Below are 16925 nucleotides of genomic sequence, written 5' to 3'. Positions count from 1 at the left end.
CCTGATCCTGAACGGCCGCATGCCGCGCTCGTTGCGCTATTGCTATGGCCGCGTGATGTCGAGTCTCAACCTGCTCGCGAAGGATTACGGCGTGACACACCCGTGTCACGACACGGCCACGAAGATCCTGCAAATGCTGTCCGACACGACGGTCGAGCGGATCTTCAAGAGCGGCCTGCACGAGTTCCTGACCGACTTCATCGGCCGCAACAACAGCCTCGGGGTCGATATCGCCCAGGCTTACAACTTCGACTGAGAGACTTTCCATGCGACTCGCCATCCGACACATTTCGCGTTATCGGTTCGACGATCAAGCCACCCATGCGCTGCAACGGCTGCGGCTGCGCCCGCAGTCGGGGCCCGGGCAGACCGTGCGCGCGTGGCAGGTCACGATCGACGGCGTCGAGCCGACGCTGTCCTATGCGGACGGGCTCGGCAACCGGATCGACCTCGTGCGCCACGACCGCGGCGCGAAGAACGAGATCGTCGTGGTCGCGGCCGGCGTCGTCGAGACGCAGGACCGCGCAGGCATTCTCGGCAACCCCGAGGGCTATGCGCCGCCGTGGATCTTCGAGCGCGAGACCGCGCTCACGAAGGCCGGCGACACCGTGCTCGAAATCACGCAGGCGCTGCCGATCGAGCCGCACAGCCTCGACGCGCTGCACTGGCTGATGACGGAAGTGCACGGCCGCATCGCGTATGCGCCGAGCCTGGCCGACGCGCCGGTGGATGCAGAAACCGCGCTGCAAAGCGGCGAGGGCACGAGCCGCGACCATGCGCATGCGTTCATCGCGGCCGCGCGTGCGCTGAAGGTGCCCGCGCGCTACATCTCGGGCTACGTGCTCGCCGACAGCGCGATGCAGCGCATCGCCGACGCGAAGCAGAGCGCGGCCGGCGACGAGGAAGAGGAAGCGCTCGCGCTGCAGAGCGGCGACGGCATGCAGCAGGCGCTCGGCGCATCGCACGCCGCGCAGTCGCAGGGCTTGCCGCAGGCGGCGCTCGGCGCGCAGCCGCAGGCCGCCACGCTGATGCAGCAGCCGGCCGGCCACGCATGGGCCGAGGCCTATGTCGAAGGGCTCGGCTGGGTCGGCTTCGATCCGTTCATGAACCGCTGCCCGGACGAGCGCTACGTGCGCATCGCTGTCGGCCTCGACTATCGCGACGCGCAGCCCGTGACGGGGCTCGGCGCGAGCACCGTCGGCGTCGAGATCAGCGTCGTGCAGTCGCCGGAACTCGTCTGACGCACCCCTTCGCCTAACCCGCCGTGCCGTGCCGCCGCAACGACGGCGACGCGGCGCGTGCGGCCGGCTCAACCCGAACCGAGCGGCTCTCCCATGCCCATTCACGTCGCGCTGCATCACACCACCCGCTACCGCTACGACCGGCCCGTCAACCTCGGGCCGCAGATCGTGCGGCTGCGGCCCGCGCCGCACTGCCGGACGCCGATTGTCTCGTATTCGATGACGGTCGAGCCCGCGCAGCACTTCATCAACTGGCAGCAGGACCCGTTCTCGAACTATCTCGCGCGACTCGTGTTTCCGGAGCGCACCGAACACTTCGAGGTCACGATCGATCTCGTCGCCGAGATGTCGGTATACAACCCGTTCGACTTCTTTCTCGAAGCGAGCGCGGAGCAATACCCGTTCAGCTATGACGATGCGCAGAAGACCGAACTCGCGCCGTATCTCGCATGCGATCCGCAGACGACCGCCGCGCCGCTGTTCCGCGCGTATCTCGACAGCGTCGACCTCACGCCGGCCGGCACCGTGAACTTCCTCGTCGCGCTGAACCAGCAGTTGCAGCGCGATATCGGCTATCTCGTGCGGATGGAGCCGGGCGTGCAGACGCCCGAGCAGACGCTCGAGCTTGCGTCCGGGTCGTGCCGCGACAGCGCGTGGCTGCTCGTGCAGCTGTGCCGGCATCTCGGCATCGCCGCGCGCTTCGTGTCCGGCTACCTGATCCAGCTCACGCCCGACGTGAAGGCGCTCGACGGCCCGAGCGGCACGTCGGTCGACTTCACCGACCTGCACGCGTGGTGCGAAGTCTATCTGCCGGGCGCGGGCTGGATCGGCTTCGATCCGACCTCGGGCCTGCTCGCCGGCGAAGGGCATATCCCGCTCGCGTGCACGCCGCAGCCCACCAGCGCCGCGCCGGTCGAAGGGCTGATCGACGAATGCGAAGTCGCGTTCGAGCACGAGATGGCGGTGACGCGCGTGTATGAGTCGCCGCGCGTGACGAAGCCGTATACGGAGTCGCAATGGGATGCCGTGCGCACGCTCGGCGCACAGGTCGACGGCGCGCTGACGGGCGGCGACGTGCGGCTGACGCAAGGCGGCGAGCCGACCTTCGTGTCGATCGACGATCGCGACGGCGCCGAATGGAACACCGATGCACTCGGCCCGACCAAGCGCGGCTACGCGACCGAACTCGTGCAGCGGCTGCGCGCCGAATACGGCGAAGGCGGCTTCCTGCATTTCGGGCAGGGCAAGTGGTATCCGGGCGAGCAGTTGCCGCGCTGGGCGCTGTCGATCTGCTGGCGCGCGGACGGCCAGCCCGTATGGCACGATCCGTCGCTGTTCGCCGACGAGCGCGAGCCGTCCGAGCATACGACCGACGACGCGAAGCGCTTCATCGATGCGCTGGCCGCGCGCCTCGGCCTGACCGACGAATTCGTGCGGCCCGGCTACGAGGACGTCTGGTACTACCTGTGGCGCGAGCGCCGGCTGCCCGTCAACGTCGATCCGTTCGACTCGCGCCTCGACGACGAGCTCGAACGCGCGCGGCTGCGCAAGGTGTTCGACCAGCGGCTCGACAGCGTGGTCGGCTACGTGCTGCCGATCAAGCGCACGGACGATGTGCCGGGGCTCGACGGCCCGCGCTGGCAGACGGGCCCGTGGTTCTTCCGCGACGAGCGGATGTACCTCATGCCCGGCGATTCGCCGATGGGCTATCGGCTGCCGCTCGATTCGCTGCCGTGGGTGACCGGCGCCGACTATCCGTACCTGGTCGAGCGCGATCCGTTCGCGCCGCGCACCGCGCTGCCGGATGCCGCCGCGTTCCGTGCGCATTACGCGGGCACGGCCGACGCGCCGCGTTATCTGGCCGGCGTGCATCGCGAAGCGTCGGCGCAAGCCGTCATGCAGTGGCGCAGCGACGGCACGGCGGCGGGCGAACAGCACGCGCACGCCGTGCCGGACCTGAAGCGCCGCCCCGAGCGCTTTGAATCGGCCGCGTGGATCACGCGCACCGCGCTGTGCGTCGAAGTGCGCAACGGCGTCCTGTACCTGTTCACGCCGCCGCTGGCCGAGCTCGAGGATTATCTCGACCTGCTCGCCGCGATCGAGCTGACCGCGCAGGCGCTCGGCGTGAAGCTCGTGCTCGAAGGCTATCCGCCGCCGCGCGACGCGCGGCTCAAGCTGCTGCAGGTCACGCCCGATCCTGGCGTGATCGAGGTGAACATCCATCCGGCCCGGAGCTTCGACGAACTCGTCGACCAGACGGAATTCCTGTACGACGCCGCGTGGCAGTCGCGTCTGTCGAGCGAGAAGTTCATGGTCGACGGCCGGCACGTCGGCACGGGCGGTGGCAACCACTTCGTGCTCGGCGGCGCGACGCCGGCCGACAGCCCGTTCCTGCGCCGCCCGGACCTGCTCGCGAGCCTGGTCGCTTACTGGCACAACCACCCGTCGCTGTCGTACCTGTTCTCCGGGCTGTTCATCGGGCCGACGAGCCAGGCGCCGCGCGTCGACGAGGCGCGCAACGACCAACTCTACGAGCTCGACATCGCGTTCGCGGAAATCCAGCGCAACAAGCTGCTGTTCGGGCAGGACATGCCGCCATGGCTCGTCGACCGCGTGCTGCGCAACCTGCTGATCGACGTGACCGGCAACACGCACCGCAGCGAGTTCTGCATCGACAAGCTGTATTCGCCCGACTCGTCGACCGGCCGGCTCGGCCTGCTCGAACTGCGCGCGTTCGAGATGCCGCCGCATGCGCGGATGAGCATCGTGCAGCAACTGCTGCTGCGTGCGCTGGTCGCCCGCTTCTGGGCCGCCCCGTACACGACGCCGCTCACGCGCTGGGGCACCGCGCTGCATGATCGCTTCATGCTGCCCGCGTTCCTGAAGATGGATTTCGACGACGTGCTGGCCGAGCTGCGCGACGCCGGGTTCGGGTTCGATCCGGCCTGGTTCGCGCCGCACTTCGAGTTCCGCTTCCCGCTGTTTGGCCAGATCGCGGTGAACGGGATGCAGCTGTCGCTGCGCGGCGCGCTGGAGCCGTGGCACGTGATGGGCGAGGAGGGCGCGCCCGGCGGCACGGTGCGCTATGTCGATTCGTCGGTCGAACGGCTCGAAGTGCGCGTGACCGGTCTGAACGACAACCGGCACGTCGTGACCGTCAACGGTCGCGCGCTGCCGCTGCAGCCGACCGGCACAGTCGGCGAATACGTCGCGGGCGTGCGCTACAAGGCGTGGGCGCCGCCGTCGGCGCTGCATCCGACCATCGGCGTGCATGCGCCGCTCACGTTCGACATCGTCGATACGTGGCTGCAGCGCTCGCTCGGCGGCTGTCGCTATCACGTCGCGCATCCGGGCGGGCGCAACTATGCGACGTTCCCCGTCAATGCGTACGAGGCCGAGAGCCGCCGGCTCGCGCGCTTCGTCGCGATGGGGCACACGCCGGGGCGGATGACGGTATCGGCCGCCGCACCGAGCCGTGAATTCCCGTTCACGCTCGACCTGCGACGGCCCTGATCGTCGGATGAAAGGACGGACGACGATGTGCGGTTCGCGACCTCCCGGCGCGCCCGCCGGAGTGCTAGGATGCGGGCAGACCGCGGCCGCCCGCCGCGTCTGCCATGCCCGGCCGCCGGTGCGGCGGCGCGCGGGCGTGGCTGCCCTTTGACGACGGAACGATACCGACCGTGCCGCCCATTCACCCCGACGATCTCGCCGACGCCGACGCGATGCCCACGCTCTTCGATACCGGCGCGCAGCCGGACGCCGCGGAACTGGCCGCCGCGCTCGCGGCGCCGTCCGCGGCAGGCCGCTACGACGAACTGCGCGGCAGCGCCGCCGGCCTCACGGCGCCGCTGCTCGCGCCCGCCTGGCGCAGCTTCTTCACGTCGATCGGCAGCGACGGCGTGGCCGACCTCGACCGCCGCGCCGACGCGCTGCAGCGGCGCATGCGCGAGAACGGCCTGTTCTACCAGCTCCACGAGCAACGCGCGGGCGACGGCGCGGCCGGCCCGTGGTCGCTCGACCTGCTGCCGCTGATCGTCACGCCCGAGGACTGGGTCGCGATCGAGCGCGGCGTGCTGCAGCGCGTGCGGCTGCTCAATGCGACGCTGGCCGACCTGTACGGGCCGCAGACGATCCTCGAGCGCGGGCTGCTGCCGCCCGCGCTCGTCACCGGCCACCCGGGCTACCTGCGTGCGATGCGCGGCGCACGCGTGCCGGGCGATACGTGGCTGCACGTCGTCGCGTTCGATCTCGCGCGCGGCCCCGACGGGCAATGGCGGATCGTCGCGCAGCACATGCAGGGCGCGGCCGGCCTCGGCTATCTGCTCGAGAACCGGCTGATCGTGTCGCGGCTCTTTCCGCGCGGCTTCCGCGGGCTGCGCGTGCAGCGGCTCGCGTCCGCGTACCGGTCGCTGCTGGAGAGCATGCAGGCGCTCAGCCCGGCCTCGAAGAATTCGCGGATCGTGCTGCTGACGCCGGGGCCGCACAGCGCGACGTACTTCGAGCATGCGTATCTCGCACGCTACCTCGGCCTCACGCTCGTCGAGGGCGGCGACCTGACCGCGCGCGACAACCGCGTATTCCTGAAGACGCTGAGCGGGCTCGAACCCGTGCACGGGATCCTGCGGCGCGTTGACGACGCGTGGCTCGATCCGCTCGAACTGCGGCCCGATTCGATGCTCGGCGTGCCGGGGTTGCTGCAGGCCGTGCGCGCGGGCAACGTGCTGCTCGCGAACGCGCCGGGTTCGAGCTTCCTCGAATCGCCGGGCGTGCTCGGCTTCATGCCGCGCCTCGCGGAAGCGCTGCTCGGCGAAACGCTGACGCTGCCGGCCGTGCATTCGTGGTGGTGCGGCGAGGCGGCCGCGTGCGCGGATGCGCTGCCGCAACTCGCGCGCAGCATCGTGAAGCCGTCGTATCCGCCCGACGTGCAGGCGGGCGGCGCGTTCGATCCGGTGATCGGCGCGCGCCTCACGCCGGCGCAGCTGGCCGAGTGGCGTGCGCGCATCCTTGCCCGGCCCGAGCATTACACGGTGCAGGCCGACTTGCCGCTGTCGCAGGCGCCGACCTGGCCGGGGCGCGACGCGCCCGATGGCAGCGGCGGCGCGCGCATCGTGCCGAAACCGCTGCTGCTGCGCGTGTTCGCGCTCGCCGACGGCGCGCAGCGCTGGCGGCTCCTGCCGGGCGGACTGTCGCGGGTCGGCACGCGCGATACGCTGTTCAATGCGCCGATGCCGCGTGGCGGCAGCACCGTCGATACGTGGGTGATGACCGAAGGCATCGTCGATTCGACGACGCTGCTGCAAACGCATCTCGGCCCCGACGATCTCGTCGAGCGCCCGCGCGCGATCGCGAGCCGCGCGGCCGAGAACCTGTTCTGGCTCGGCCGCTACACCGAGCGCGCGAACGGCCTGATGCGTCTCGCGCGTGCCGCGCTCGAGCGGCTGCGCGGCGAGGACGACGTCGACAGTCCCGCGCATCTGGAGCTGATCGACACGCTCTGTCGCGATACGGGCCTGATCGCCCCCGACGCGCCGAACGCGGTCGATGCGCCGCGTGCGTTCCAGCACACGCTCGCGACGTCGCTGACGCGCGGCGCGGACCGCACGTCCGGCATCGCCTCCTGCCTGTTCGGGATGCGCGCCGCCGCCGCCGCGATTCGCGAGCGGCTGTCGAGCGAACAATGGCGGCTGATCGACGACGCGACGCAGCTGTTCGCCGATAGCGCGAGCCATCCGGAAGCCGAGGAGCAGATCGGCAACGAGGCGCTGCAGTTGCTGGAGCGGCTGGCGCTGCTGCTCGGCGCGATCACCGGCGCGCAGACCGACAACATGACGCGCGACGACGGCTGGCGGCTGCTGTCGATCGGCAGGCAGATCGACCGGCTGGACTTCCTGTGCAGCGTGCTGAAGTTCGCGTTCGACGAGGGCGCCGTGCACCGGCAGGACGGCTTCGAACTCGTGCTGGAACTGTTCGACAGCACGATCACGTTCCGCTCGCGTTTCCAGCGCGGCTTCGACGTCGCGCCGCTGCTGTCGCTCGTGGTGCTCGACACCGACAACCCGCGCTCGCTCGGCTGGGTCGTGCAGGCGCTGCGCGGCCGGCTGACGAAGGTCGAGCGCAGCGAAGGCTATGCGCTGTCCGAACTGGCCGAGACGATTCCGGACGTGCCCACGTGGTCGCTGCACGAACTGTGCGAAACCGGCGACGACGGCCGCCACGACAAGCTGCTCGATGCGCTCGACACGACCGTGAAAGCGGTATGGGACTTGTCGAACCGGATCGGCGAGCGTTATTTCAGTCACGTACGCGAGGCGGGCAGGACGCTATGGTGACGACGAAACATGCGGCGAAGACGTCGCCCACGCCGGGTTCCGGCAGCGCGAAGGAGGCAGCGGCGGCTACGCCTGCAACCCCTGCAACCCCGACCGCGTCGACTGTTGCCGCGCCCGGCCGCCTGCTGCGGGTGACGCACGATACCGAATACCGCTACGCGGCACGCGTCGAATCCGCGCAGCACCAGGCGCGGCTGCAGCCGCTCGCGACGCCGCGCCAGCAGGTGTTGTCGTTCGCACTCGACATCGAGCCTGCACCGGAAGCGGTCGGCACCGAGATCGACGCGTTCGGCAACGCACGCGCATCGTTCGCGCTGAACCAGCCTCACGATGCGCTGCTCGTGCGCAGCCGCAGCACGGTGCGCGTGAGCCCGCCCGTATGGTCGCAGGGCGCGCGCGGTGCGCCGCCGCCCGCGATCGCGAATCCCGACGCCGAACACGCAACGGCGTGGGAAGCCGTACGCGAGCGCTTGCGGTTTCGCGCGGGGCAGCCGTACGACGCGGCGAGCGAGTTCGTGTTCGCATCGCCGCATGTGGCGTGCGATCCCGAACTGGCCGCGTATGCGGCCGCGAGCTTCACGCCGCGGCGGCCGCTCGTGCAGGCCGCGTGGGACTTGATGCGGCGAGTCCACGCCGATTTCGCGTATACGCCGAACAGCACCGACATCACGACGTCCGCGCTCGATGCATTGCGATTGCGCAAGGGCGTCTGCCAGGATTTCGCGCACGTGATGATCGGCGCGCTGCGCTCGCTCGGGCTCGCCGCGCGCTACGTGAGCGGCTATCTGCTGACGCAGCCGCCGCCCGGGCAGCCGCGGCTGATCGGCGCGGATGCGTCGCATGCGTGGGTCGACGTGTACGACCCGGCATGGCCCGAGGACGACGGCTGGCTGCAGCTCGATCCGACCAACGACCGTGCGCCGGGCGACGATTACGTGATGCTGTCGATCGGCCGCGACTATGCGGACGTGACGCCGCTGCGCGGCGTGATTCGCGGCGGCGGCGCGGATCAGGAGCTGAAGGTCGGCGTGACGGTCGAGCCGCTCGACGATGCGTCGTGATACGGCGTGATCGGCCTCAAGCGCCGCATGCCGGCCGTTTAAGTCTTCGTTAATACTGCCCGCCTAGCATGGTGATGCCGGCGAACGGACCGGACCGCGGTCCGGCGGCGGCACGCGCGGGTGCGTCGACGTCATGGCGCCGCGCCGTCGCGCGCAGCCATACCCATGCAACGGCGGCAAACATGATCAAGACCTTCGACTACAGGCTCGGCAACGAGACGATCGCGCTTTGCGCGAGCTTCGGCGCAGGCCCGGCGTTTCGCCGTGTGCTCGTGAGCCGTGCGGATTCGATGGAGACGCTCGTGGTGCTCGACGCGCGCGGCCTGTCGGGCCTGCTGAAGGTGGCCACCGAGGAGCCGGAAGGGTTGCTCGACGATGCGATCCGCAAGGTCGGGGACGAACAGCTCGTCGAGCGGGCGATCAGCGGCCGGACGATCGTCGAAGCCGCGCTTTGAGCTTGCGGCGCGTGCAGGCCGGCATGGCCGGCTGCAGCGCGCCGCGTCATATTGTGTCGCGCGGTGCCGCCTACGCGGCGAACCGGTCGGTCGCCGCAAGCAGCGCCTTCAGGATGCCCGGTTCGTTGTACGCGTGCCCGGCGTCCGGCACGATCTCGAACGTCGCGTCCGGCCAGGCTTTCGCGAGATCCCACGCGGTGCGTGCGGGCGTCGCGACGTCGTAGCGGCCCTGCACGATCACGCCCGGAATGCCGGCGAGGCGATGCGCGTCGCGCAGCAACTGGCCTTCGTTGACGAACCCGCGATTCACGAAGTAGTGGTTTTCGATCCGCGCGAACGCGAGCGCGTAGTGGCCGTCCGCGAAGTGCGCGGCCAGCGCCGGATCGGGCAGCAGCGTGATCGTGCGGCCTTCCCAGATGCTCCACGCACGCGCGGCTTCGAGCTTCGCGGCTTCGTCGTCGCCCGTCAGCCGGCGATGGTACGCGGCCATCAGGTCGTCGCGCTCCGCTTCCGGAATCGGTGCGAGAAATGCTTCCCACAGGTCGGGAAACAGCCACGATGCGCCTTCCTGGTAGTACCACAGCAATTCCGCGCGACGCATCGTGAAGATGCCGCGCACGACGAGCGCGCTCACGCGTTGCGGATGCGTTTCCGCGTACGCGAGGGCGAGCGCGCTGCCCCACGAGCCGCCGAACACGAGCCACTGTTCCGCGCCCACCATCTCGCGCAGCCGTTCGATGTCGGCCACCAGGTCCCAGGTCGTGTTGTTGTCGAGGCTTGCATGCGGCGTCGAGCGCCCGCAGCCGCGCTGATCGAACAGCAGGATGTCGTAACGCTCGGGATCGAACAGGCGGCGATGGTCGGGGCTGCAACCCGCGCCCGGACCGCCGTGCAGGAACACCGCGGGCTTGCCGGACGGGGTGCCGCAGCGCTCCCAGTAGATGCGGTGGCCGTCGCCGGTGTCGAGGTGGCCGTGGGCGTAGGGTTCGATCGGTGGGTACACAGGCTGGCTCCGGGTGAGGGTCGACGGGAGGGCGGACGAGGCACGGGCCAGGATGCGGACGGCGGCGCCGGGATCGCGGATAGTGCGGCGCCGCAAGATTCGTTGTGCCTGCATCGGGCCGGCCGCTGCCGGACAAGGCTTGTCATTATGCCCATTCATCCGGGCCGCTGCGCGCCGGCCGGCGCCCGGGCGCGCGGCGCGGCGTGCCGGCCGGCATGCGCACCGGATTTTTTAGACAATTTCATTCCGATATTTTTCAGACAAAATCCCGGCGGCAGATCGGCGCTGCGGATGAGGGCGTCGGTCTGCCATCCCTTCACCGTGCCAACGGAAACCAGCCGATGAACCATCGCGTCAAGCAGCTGACCGGGTTGCGCGCCGTCGCGGTCACGATGGTCGTCGTCGGCCATGCGGAGCACGTGCTGCCGGGCGGCTACACCGGCTGGTTCGCGCCGCTGCGGCTGATCGCCGACGGCCGGCTCGGCGTGCTGATCTTCTTCGTCCTCAGCGGGTTCCTGATCACCAACGTGCTGCGCGCGGAGTTCGCACGCACCGGCGGGATCGCGCTGACCTCGTTCTACGTGCGCCGCGCGCTGCGGATCTGGCCGGCCTGCTACGTGTATCTCGCGACCGTCGGCGTCCTTGCCGTCGCCGGCTGGCTCGACGTCGATCGGCGCCAGTGGCTGTATGCGGCGCTGCATCTATGGAATTACTCGGCGTGGTTCGGGTTGGCCGGCGACAACGTGGCGCATCCGGACGGCGCGTGGTATCTCGGCCACTTCTGGTCGCTCGCGCTCGAGGAACAGTTCTACTGGTTCTGGCCGCTGCTGTTCGTGTACGGCATGCGCCGCGCCGGCACGCGCTGGCTGGCCGCGCTGATCCTGATCGTGCCGCTGGTGCGCGCGCTGACGTATTTCGTCGCGCCGGCGCTGCGCGGGCAGCTCGGGATGATGCTGCACACGGGCGTCGATCCGATCCTGATCGGCTGCTACGCGGCGCTCAACCGCGAACGGCTCGAAACGTGGATCGGCTCGTGGCGCGGCGAGACGCGTATCGTGACGGCGCTCGTCTTCATCGTGCTGTTCGGGATGCCGCTCGCCGAACATCGGCTCGGCGGGTTCTGGAATGCCACCTACGGCGTGACGCTCGAGGCCGCGCTGATCGCGATCGTGATCGTCGTGCTGAATTTCCGCAGCGAGTTCTGGTGCGCGCGCTGGCTGCGGGCCGCGCCGGTCGTGTTCGTCGGCACGATTTCGTTCAGCCTGTATTTGTGGCAGCAGCCGTTCGCGAATCCCGATCTGCCGGTCGCGCATGCGTTTCCGCTCGGCATCGTTTGGGCGCTGCTGGCGGCGACGGCGAGCTACTTCCTGATCGAGAAGCCGTTCCTGCGGCTGAAGGATCGGTATACGGCGCGGGAGACGCGGCGTGTGCGCGACGATGGGCTGCGGATGCCGACGTCAGGCGATGCGATTGGGGCGAAGGTGGTGGAGTAGGCGGGTGGGGCGTGATCCGTCCGCCGGCTTCACTTGAGTCGCTTTAGCGCCTCAGGCGAATACCAGAAGGTCCGGAACATATCGATCCCGTACGACTTGCCGTCGTATGTGACGACCGCGCGCGCGATTCGCTGGCCCGTATCCGAGTAGTCGCCGTCCTTGCGTTGCGTCTTCGTGATGTGTGCCGTGATCGACAGGTCAGCGAAGCCGTGGCTCGATGATTTCTCGACCGCGATCGTCATCTTTGCCTCTTCGCTGCGGGCATCGCCGACGCCGGGGCCGCAGGCTTCGCCTTCAACGCTGACCCAGCCGTACAGGTTGGTGCCGAACACCGGGCGGATACGGTTGCCTTCGCTCACCCACAGCGTCAACTCGTCGCTTGCGTTCGCATCAGGGCAGCTCGGCCCACGCGCGCTGCTCGTGAACACGACGCCGAACGCGCGCACGTCGGGCGACAGCCGGTATGGCGCGGTATCGATGCGATAGCTGTCCGGGCCGACTTCCGTGATGGCGTCTTCCTCGACGATCGTCCGCTCGGCCGCCACGACCTTCCCACCTTCGACAAGTGCTACGACCTGCAGCTTCGTGCTTTCGTCCGGGTTCCTGCTCTTCGGCAGCGAATCGAACGCGACGGCCGCGATCGTCGTTTCCGGCGCGTTCGGCATGGCCTTGCACGCCGATGCGACGACGAGCCGGTCGGCGTCGCGCATGGCGATGCGGGCGCTTGCGATGCCGGCCCAGCGGGCGATGGCCGTGACGGTCGCGTCACCGCAAGGCTGGCTGTCGGCGGCCTGAGCGGCGGAGGCGGTGGCGAGCGCCAGCAGTGGGGCGAAGCGCAGGACTCTCGTCGTCACGTCTTGAAGGATCGCGGTAGCGCCTGTCCGTGCTTCCGGAACAGGCGGGCGAGATAGGACGGTGAATCGAGACCGACCGCTGCCGCCGCCATGACGACCGTCATGCCGGGGGATTGCAACAGCAGCGACGCGTGGCGCACACGCTGGCGCGATTGGTAGTCGACGATGGATTCGCCCGTGACGTCGCGAAACATGCGCGTCAACGTGCGCCGCGACAGGCCGAACTCGTAGGCGATGCGATCGAGTCCGATCGATTGATCGAGTGTCGAGTCGAGAAAGGCCCGAATATCTTTCACGAGTTCATGGCGAGCGTCGGTGGCCGTCAATGGACGATGGCCCGAGATCAACCCAGCCTCGACGCACGTGGCCGCCAACATCTTGTTGGCCAGCTCCCGACGATAGGCCGCGAGTTCGCCGACGTCGCGCTGACCTGTGTCGGTGGCGAGACGCACCGCGTTGAGCAGCGCCAATGGCGCAGACCAGATGGATATCTTCGCGCACGACAGACGCCTTTGCGCCTTGCGCTCGCAGTACGCGACGAAATCGCTCGCCACATAGACGGCGACGTGTTCCTGCTGCGTCAGATAGCCGTGCGTGTCGTGCAGGCGCCGCGGCGGCACCACGACAAACGACATCGGCGCCACGCGCAAAGGCGAGGCGTTCGATTCGACGTTCAGGATCAGTTGGCCCGTGCGCGGCAGCAAAAACATGTACTCGTCATGTTCGTGGGGCTGCGTGCGGTAATCGCCGATCGAAACCTGCCGAACATCGGCAATGCGATCTTCGGACAAGTGGGTACTGGCGGTCGGATAGTGCTTCACGAAATGACCCTTGGGCGCAGCATGCGGTGGGTAGCCGCCATATGTGGCGGGACTTGTGGGCCGCTGTATCAATGGGATGTCCCAGTATAGCGTTTCAAACTTCCGTGCACGTAACCGGGGCACGCACGCCCCAGGCCCAGCCCTGTTCTCAGGGAAAACACGGGTGTGCGCGAACTCCCGCGCGACGGGCCAAACGCGCAATTGGCCTGATTGTGCGCATGTCGTGGCCCGACAGGCAGCGAAACATTGCTTCCCCTTCGGCATGCTGGCGTCACTTACACGCTGGAGCCCGTTCATGTCGGTTGAAAACGCCCCTTCCTTGTTACCTCGCTCACCCAACGCCAAGTTCGAGTCGCGTCCTCACGGGGGCCTCTATTTCGTGCGCGTCTTTCCCGCAGGGCGAGGCGGCGGCAACCCCGCACCCGTCGTGCTGGATGCCGATGCCATGTCTGCGGACGAGATGATGGCGATTGCCGCGAGCTACGGTCACGAAAGTGCATTCGTGTGCGCGCCGCGCAACACGGGCAACACGTATCGCCTGCGCTTCTTCGTCCCCCGGCACGAGATGGAGATGTGCGGTCATGCGACGCTCGGCGCATTGTGGCTTCTGCGGAGGCTTGGCCGCTGGACGTCCCGCGTCGCGACACTCGAAACGTTGAGCGGCATCGTCGACGCACGCTTTGACGAAAGCACGCAATCCATCGAAGCGAGCCAGCCCAAAGGCATCGTGCAACCGATCGAAGACGAGCGGTTGCACGCCGCGATACGCGACGTGCTGCGCGTCGACGCTGGCGATCTGGATTCGCTCGGCATTGTCAACGCCACGACGAGCCGGACCAAGACGCTGATACCGATGCGCTCGGTACAGCGACTTCAGGCGCTCACGCCGTCCTTCGACAAGGTGCAGGCGTTATGTGACGCGCTCGGATCGACCGGCCTCTATCCGTTTGCCGTCGAGCGCACACGGCCTCTCGAGGTGCACGCGCGGCAGTTTCCGCGCTCGTCCGGATATCCCGAAGATGCGGCGACGGGCATCGCCGCGGCAGCGACCCTCTACGGTGCGCTGCACTACGGTCTGCTCGCGCATGGCGCGTCGGGCATGACCGTGCATCAAGGGTACGCGATGGGCAAGCCGTCCAGCATCCGGGTCGAAATGCGAGACCCCGACAACGCCGACGCGGGCTGCTGGATCAGCGGAGCAGTCGAAAGCATGATGCTGGAGCCGCAGCAATGAAGATCTTGACCAACGACCAGATCGCGGCAGTGCTCGACATGCGCTTGGCATCGGACGCCATTCGCGCTGCCTATCTCGACCTGCAAAACGGCGCGGCGGCCGTTCAGCCTCGCGCACGCATCGGCTTGTCCGACGTGAAGTTCAGCGCAATGAGCGCAATGCTGGGCATTGCCAAGGTCGCGGCGATAAAGATGTACACGACGCTCGATGGCCAATTCCGCTTTTACATCGCGTTGTTTTCGCTCGTCGATGGTGCGCTCCTCGCGATGCTCGAAGGCGATGCGATCACGGGCGTGCGCACGGCCGCGACCACCGCGCTTGCAGCCCGACATCTGGCGCGTCCGGAGAGCCGAAGCCTTGGACTGTTCGGCAGCGGAGTGCAGGCGCGGGCTCATGCAGAGGCCTTGGCTGAACGAACCGGATTGCGCGAAGTGCTGATTCACAGCCGCGATGCCGCAACCGCGGAGGCACTTGCCGACAGCCTCGGGCATCGGTTCGGTCTCGACGTATCGGTGGTCGATGCCGAAGCGTGCGCCGCCGCCGACATCGTCGTCGTCGCAACGCGTGCATCCGAACCGGTCATACGCGGCGAATGGCTACGACCGGGCGCATTCGTCGCGAGTATCGGCGCGACGCGTCCCGATCAACGCGAGCTCGACGACGCATCGTTGCTCGCGGCCTCTCGCATCGTCGTGGACTGGACGCAGCAGACGCCATTCGAAACGGGCGATCTGCTGCGTCCGTCGCGTGAACTGATCGAGAGCAGGACGTTGGTGGATCTTTCGTCCGTCATCGGCGCCGATGAGCATCGCGCCCGGGACGCCACCGACATCGTGATCTACAAGGCAGTCGGCATCGCCCTGCAGGACGCGGCCGTTGCGCATATGGCTTACATGCGGCTTGGCGCCTGACCTGCCACCTCACATCAATGTCGTTTGTCAACGACACGCTTGGAGACACTCATGAAATTTCCTCTTGCTGCGCGCATTGTTGTCGGGATGATGCTCGGCATCGCAACCGGCGTTGCCTGTCATGCGATGCTGCCCGACGCGGAAGCGGCCAATCAGGTCGGCGGCTATTTCTCGCTTCTCGCCGACGTGTTTCTACGCCTGGTCAAGATGATCATTGCGCCGCTTGTGTTCTGCTCGCTCGTCATCGGTGTGACGAAGATAGGCGATGTCCGCGCGGTGGGCCGCATCGGGCTCAGGACGCTGGGCTGGTTTCTCTTCGCGTCTTTCATCTCGCTCGCGCTGGGCGCGCTGATCGCCAACTGGCTGAAGCCCGGCAGCGCCCTTAACTTGCCGTTGCCCGCGATAAACGCCTCGACCGGGCTGAGTACGAGTGGGCTGTCGCCCAAGGAATTCGTAGTGCATCTCGTGCCTAGCAGCATTGTGGGGGCGATGGCAAACAACGAAATCCTGCAGATCGTGGTGTTCGCGGCCTTCTTCAGCGTCGGGCTTACGACGCTTGGCGACAAGGCGCAACTCGTCATTCGCATGCTCGAGCAGGTTTCTCACGTCATGCTGAAAGTGACAGGCTATGTGATGGCGCTCGCGCCGTTCGCGGTGTTCGGCGCGATCGCGAACGTCGTGACGACACGCGGTGCGTCGGTGCTCGTCACTTTTGGCCGGTTCATGGGCGAATTCTACGGAAGCCTGATCGTGCTATGGCTTCTGATGGTATTGGCGGGTGCCGTGTTGTTCGGGCGCAGGGTATTTTCGCTGGTGCGTTTCATGCGCGTGCCGATGCTGATCGGCTTCAGTACGGCCAGCAGCGAGTCCGTTTATCCGAAGATGCTGGAACAACTGGTCCGTTTCGGTGTTCCCGAACGTATCGCGAGCTTCGTATTGCCCATCGGCTACTCGTTCAATCTCGATGGCACGATGATGTACTGCACCTTTGCCACGCTGTTCATCGCACAGGCGTATGGCGTTCATCTGTCGTTCGTGCAGCAGTTGTCGATGCTTGCCATCCTGATGCTGACCAGCAAAGGCATGGCCGGAGTGCCGCGTGCATCTCTGGTCGTCATCGCCGCGACGCTGGGCCAGTTCAATATCCCCGAGGCCGGGCTGCTCCTTATCATTGGCGTCGATCATTTTCTGGACATGGGACGTACGGCGACCAACGTGCTTGGGAATGCGGTCGCCTCGGCCGCCGTCGCGAAATGGGAAAACGTGCTTGCGCCGTCGTTGCCCGCGGTCGTTTCGGTTGATGATGCCGGTGGACATCGCAAGGACGAGATTCGTTCGGATGACGAAGCGGCTATTGCGGGAGTGTGACGCGAGTTGTCCATGACTGCAGCCCATGCGGTCGAACGTGAATCGGGATTGTCATCCGCGCAAACCGTACCGCCGGTCTTTATCGCCGGCGATGAGGTTTCGGTGCTTGAGCCACTTGGCACAACGGTTGGCACAACGGTCGACGATTCAAT

14 protein-coding genes are annotated in these 16925 nt (G+C 67.5%); 10 read left to right on the top strand and 4 right to left on the bottom strand.

Going from position 1 to position 16925, the window contains the following annotated elements; all coding sequences use genetic code 11:
* The 6 genes from DIE15_RS35190 to DIE15_RS35165 all read left to right on the top strand — a co-directional run.
* The coding region (locus tag DIE15_RS35190; protein WP_148095697.1) for an alpha-E domain-containing protein at positions 1-256 on the top strand (256 nt) is incomplete at its 5' end.
* 10 nt (positions 257-266) lie between these two features.
* Entirely contained in the window at positions 267-1241 is a 975-nt protein-coding gene (locus tag DIE15_RS35185) for a transglutaminase family protein (protein ID WP_057930057.1), read from the top strand.
* A gap of 93 nt (positions 1242-1334) precedes the next feature.
* Positions 1335-4754 (top strand): DUF2126 domain-containing protein, encoded by a 3420-nt coding sequence (locus tag DIE15_RS35180; protein WP_124835731.1) that lies wholly within the window; start codon positions 1335-1337, stop codon positions 4752-4754.
* Between the two features lie 212 nt (positions 4755-4966).
* Positions 4967-7573 carry a circularly permuted type 2 ATP-grasp protein gene (locus DIE15_RS35175; protein WP_124835732.1) on the top strand — a complete coding sequence of 869 codons (2607 nt, stop codon included), beginning with the start codon at positions 4967-4969 and terminating at the stop codon, positions 7571-7573.
* The gene (locus DIE15_RS35170) at positions 7567-8634 is read left to right on the top strand and encodes a transglutaminase family protein (protein WP_124835730.1); all 1068 of its coding nucleotides are present in this window, start codon (positions 7567-7569) and stop codon (positions 8632-8634) included. The genes DIE15_RS35175 and DIE15_RS35170 overlap by 7 nt, the downstream gene beginning before the upstream one ends.
* Before the next feature lie 182 nt (positions 8635-8816).
* A complete protein-coding gene (locus DIE15_RS35165; protein ID WP_124835729.1) occupies positions 8817-9089 on the top strand; it encodes a hypothetical protein in 273 nt (90 codons plus the stop codon).
* A 70-nt stretch (positions 9090-9159) separates the two neighbouring features.
* Here the strand turns inward: DIE15_RS35165 and pip are convergent, their stop codons facing one another.
* Complete coding sequence (pip, locus tag DIE15_RS35160; protein WP_124835728.1) at positions 9160-10092, bottom strand: prolyl aminopeptidase; 933 nt, start codon at positions 10090-10092, stop codon at positions 9160-9162.
* Between the two features lie 155 nt (positions 10093-10247).
* Positions 10248-10442, bottom strand: a complete 195-nt coding sequence (locus DIE15_RS35155; protein WP_124835727.1) for a hypothetical protein — start codon at positions 10440-10442, stop codon at positions 10248-10250.
* Here DIE15_RS35155 and DIE15_RS35150 point away from each other — a divergent pair.
* Complete coding sequence (locus DIE15_RS35150) at positions 10434-11585, top strand: acyltransferase (protein WP_124835726.1); 1152 nt, start codon at positions 10434-10436, stop codon at positions 11583-11585. The genes DIE15_RS35155 and DIE15_RS35150 overlap by 9 nt on opposite strands.
* 29 nt (positions 11586-11614) lie before the next feature.
* Here the strand turns inward: DIE15_RS35150 and DIE15_RS35145 are convergent, their stop codons facing one another.
* Positions 11615-12439 (bottom strand): multidrug ABC transporter ATPase, encoded by an 825-nt coding sequence (locus tag DIE15_RS35145; RefSeq protein WP_124835725.1) that lies wholly within the window; start codon positions 12437-12439, stop codon positions 11615-11617.
* Positions 12436-13260 carry an AraC family transcriptional regulator gene (locus tag DIE15_RS35140; protein ID WP_124835724.1) on the bottom strand — a complete coding sequence of 275 codons (825 nt, stop codon included), beginning with the start codon at positions 13258-13260 and terminating at the stop codon, positions 12436-12438. Before DIE15_RS35140 ends, DIE15_RS35145 begins: the two co-directional genes overlap by 4 nt.
* Before the next feature lie 295 nt (positions 13261-13555).
* Between DIE15_RS35140 and DIE15_RS35135 the strand changes: the two genes are divergently transcribed.
* From DIE15_RS35135 to DIE15_RS35125, 3 genes are read left to right on the top strand one after another with little or no spacing between them, the layout of a single operon-like run.
* Positions 13556-14494: a PhzF family phenazine biosynthesis protein gene (locus DIE15_RS35135; RefSeq protein WP_124835723.1), complete on the top strand. Its 939-nt coding sequence runs from the start codon at positions 13556-13558 to the stop codon at positions 14492-14494.
* On the top strand, positions 14491-15405 hold the full coding sequence (locus tag DIE15_RS35130; RefSeq protein ID WP_124835722.1) for an ornithine cyclodeaminase family protein: 915 nt from the start codon (positions 14491-14493) through the stop codon (positions 15403-15405). The genes DIE15_RS35135 and DIE15_RS35130 overlap by 4 nt, the downstream gene beginning before the upstream one ends.
* A gap of 51 nt (positions 15406-15456) precedes the next feature.
* Positions 15457-16773 carry a dicarboxylate/amino acid:cation symporter gene (locus DIE15_RS35125; protein ID WP_057930048.1) on the top strand — a complete coding sequence of 439 codons (1317 nt, stop codon included), beginning with the start codon at positions 15457-15459 and terminating at the stop codon, positions 16771-16773.
* The last annotated feature ends 152 nt before the right edge of the window (positions 16774-16925 follow it).

Source organism: Burkholderia sp. Bp9031 (assembly GCF_003857965.1).
GTDB classification, from domain to species: domain Bacteria; phylum Pseudomonadota; class Gammaproteobacteria; order Burkholderiales; family Burkholderiaceae; genus Burkholderia; species Burkholderia ambifaria_A.
This window is presented reverse-complemented; position numbering and strand designations above follow the sequence as displayed.

Coding starts and splice junctions, on each gene's coding strand:
- DIE15_RS35185 (WP_057930057.1), top strand. CDS start 267: ATGCGACTCGCCATCCGACACATTTCGCGTTATCGGTTCGACGATCAA.
- DIE15_RS35180 (WP_124835731.1), top strand. CDS start 1,335: ATGCCCATTCACGTCGCGCTGCATCACACCACCCGCTACCGCTACGAC.
- DIE15_RS35175 (WP_124835732.1), top strand. CDS start 4,967: ATGCCCACGCTCTTCGATACCGGCGCGCAGCCGGACGCCGCGGAACTG.
- DIE15_RS35170 (WP_124835730.1), top strand. CDS start 7,567: ATGGTGACGACGAAACATGCGGCGAAGACGTCGCCCACGCCGGGTTCC.
- DIE15_RS35165 (WP_124835729.1), top strand. CDS start 8,817: ATGATCAAGACCTTCGACTACAGGCTCGGCAACGAGACGATCGCGCTT.
- DIE15_RS35150 (WP_124835726.1), top strand. CDS start 10,434: ATGAACCATCGCGTCAAGCAGCTGACCGGGTTGCGCGCCGTCGCGGTC.
- DIE15_RS35155 (WP_124835727.1), bottom strand. CDS start 10,442: ATGGTTCATCGGCTGGTTTCCGTTGGCACGGTGAAGGGATGGCAGACC.
- DIE15_RS35135 (WP_124835723.1), top strand. CDS start 13,556: ATGTCGGTTGAAAACGCCCCTTCCTTGTTACCTCGCTCACCCAACGCC.
- DIE15_RS35130 (WP_124835722.1), top strand. CDS start 14,491: ATGAAGATCTTGACCAACGACCAGATCGCGGCAGTGCTCGACATGCGC.
- DIE15_RS35125 (WP_057930048.1), top strand. CDS start 15,457: ATGAAATTTCCTCTTGCTGCGCGCATTGTTGTCGGGATGATGCTCGGC.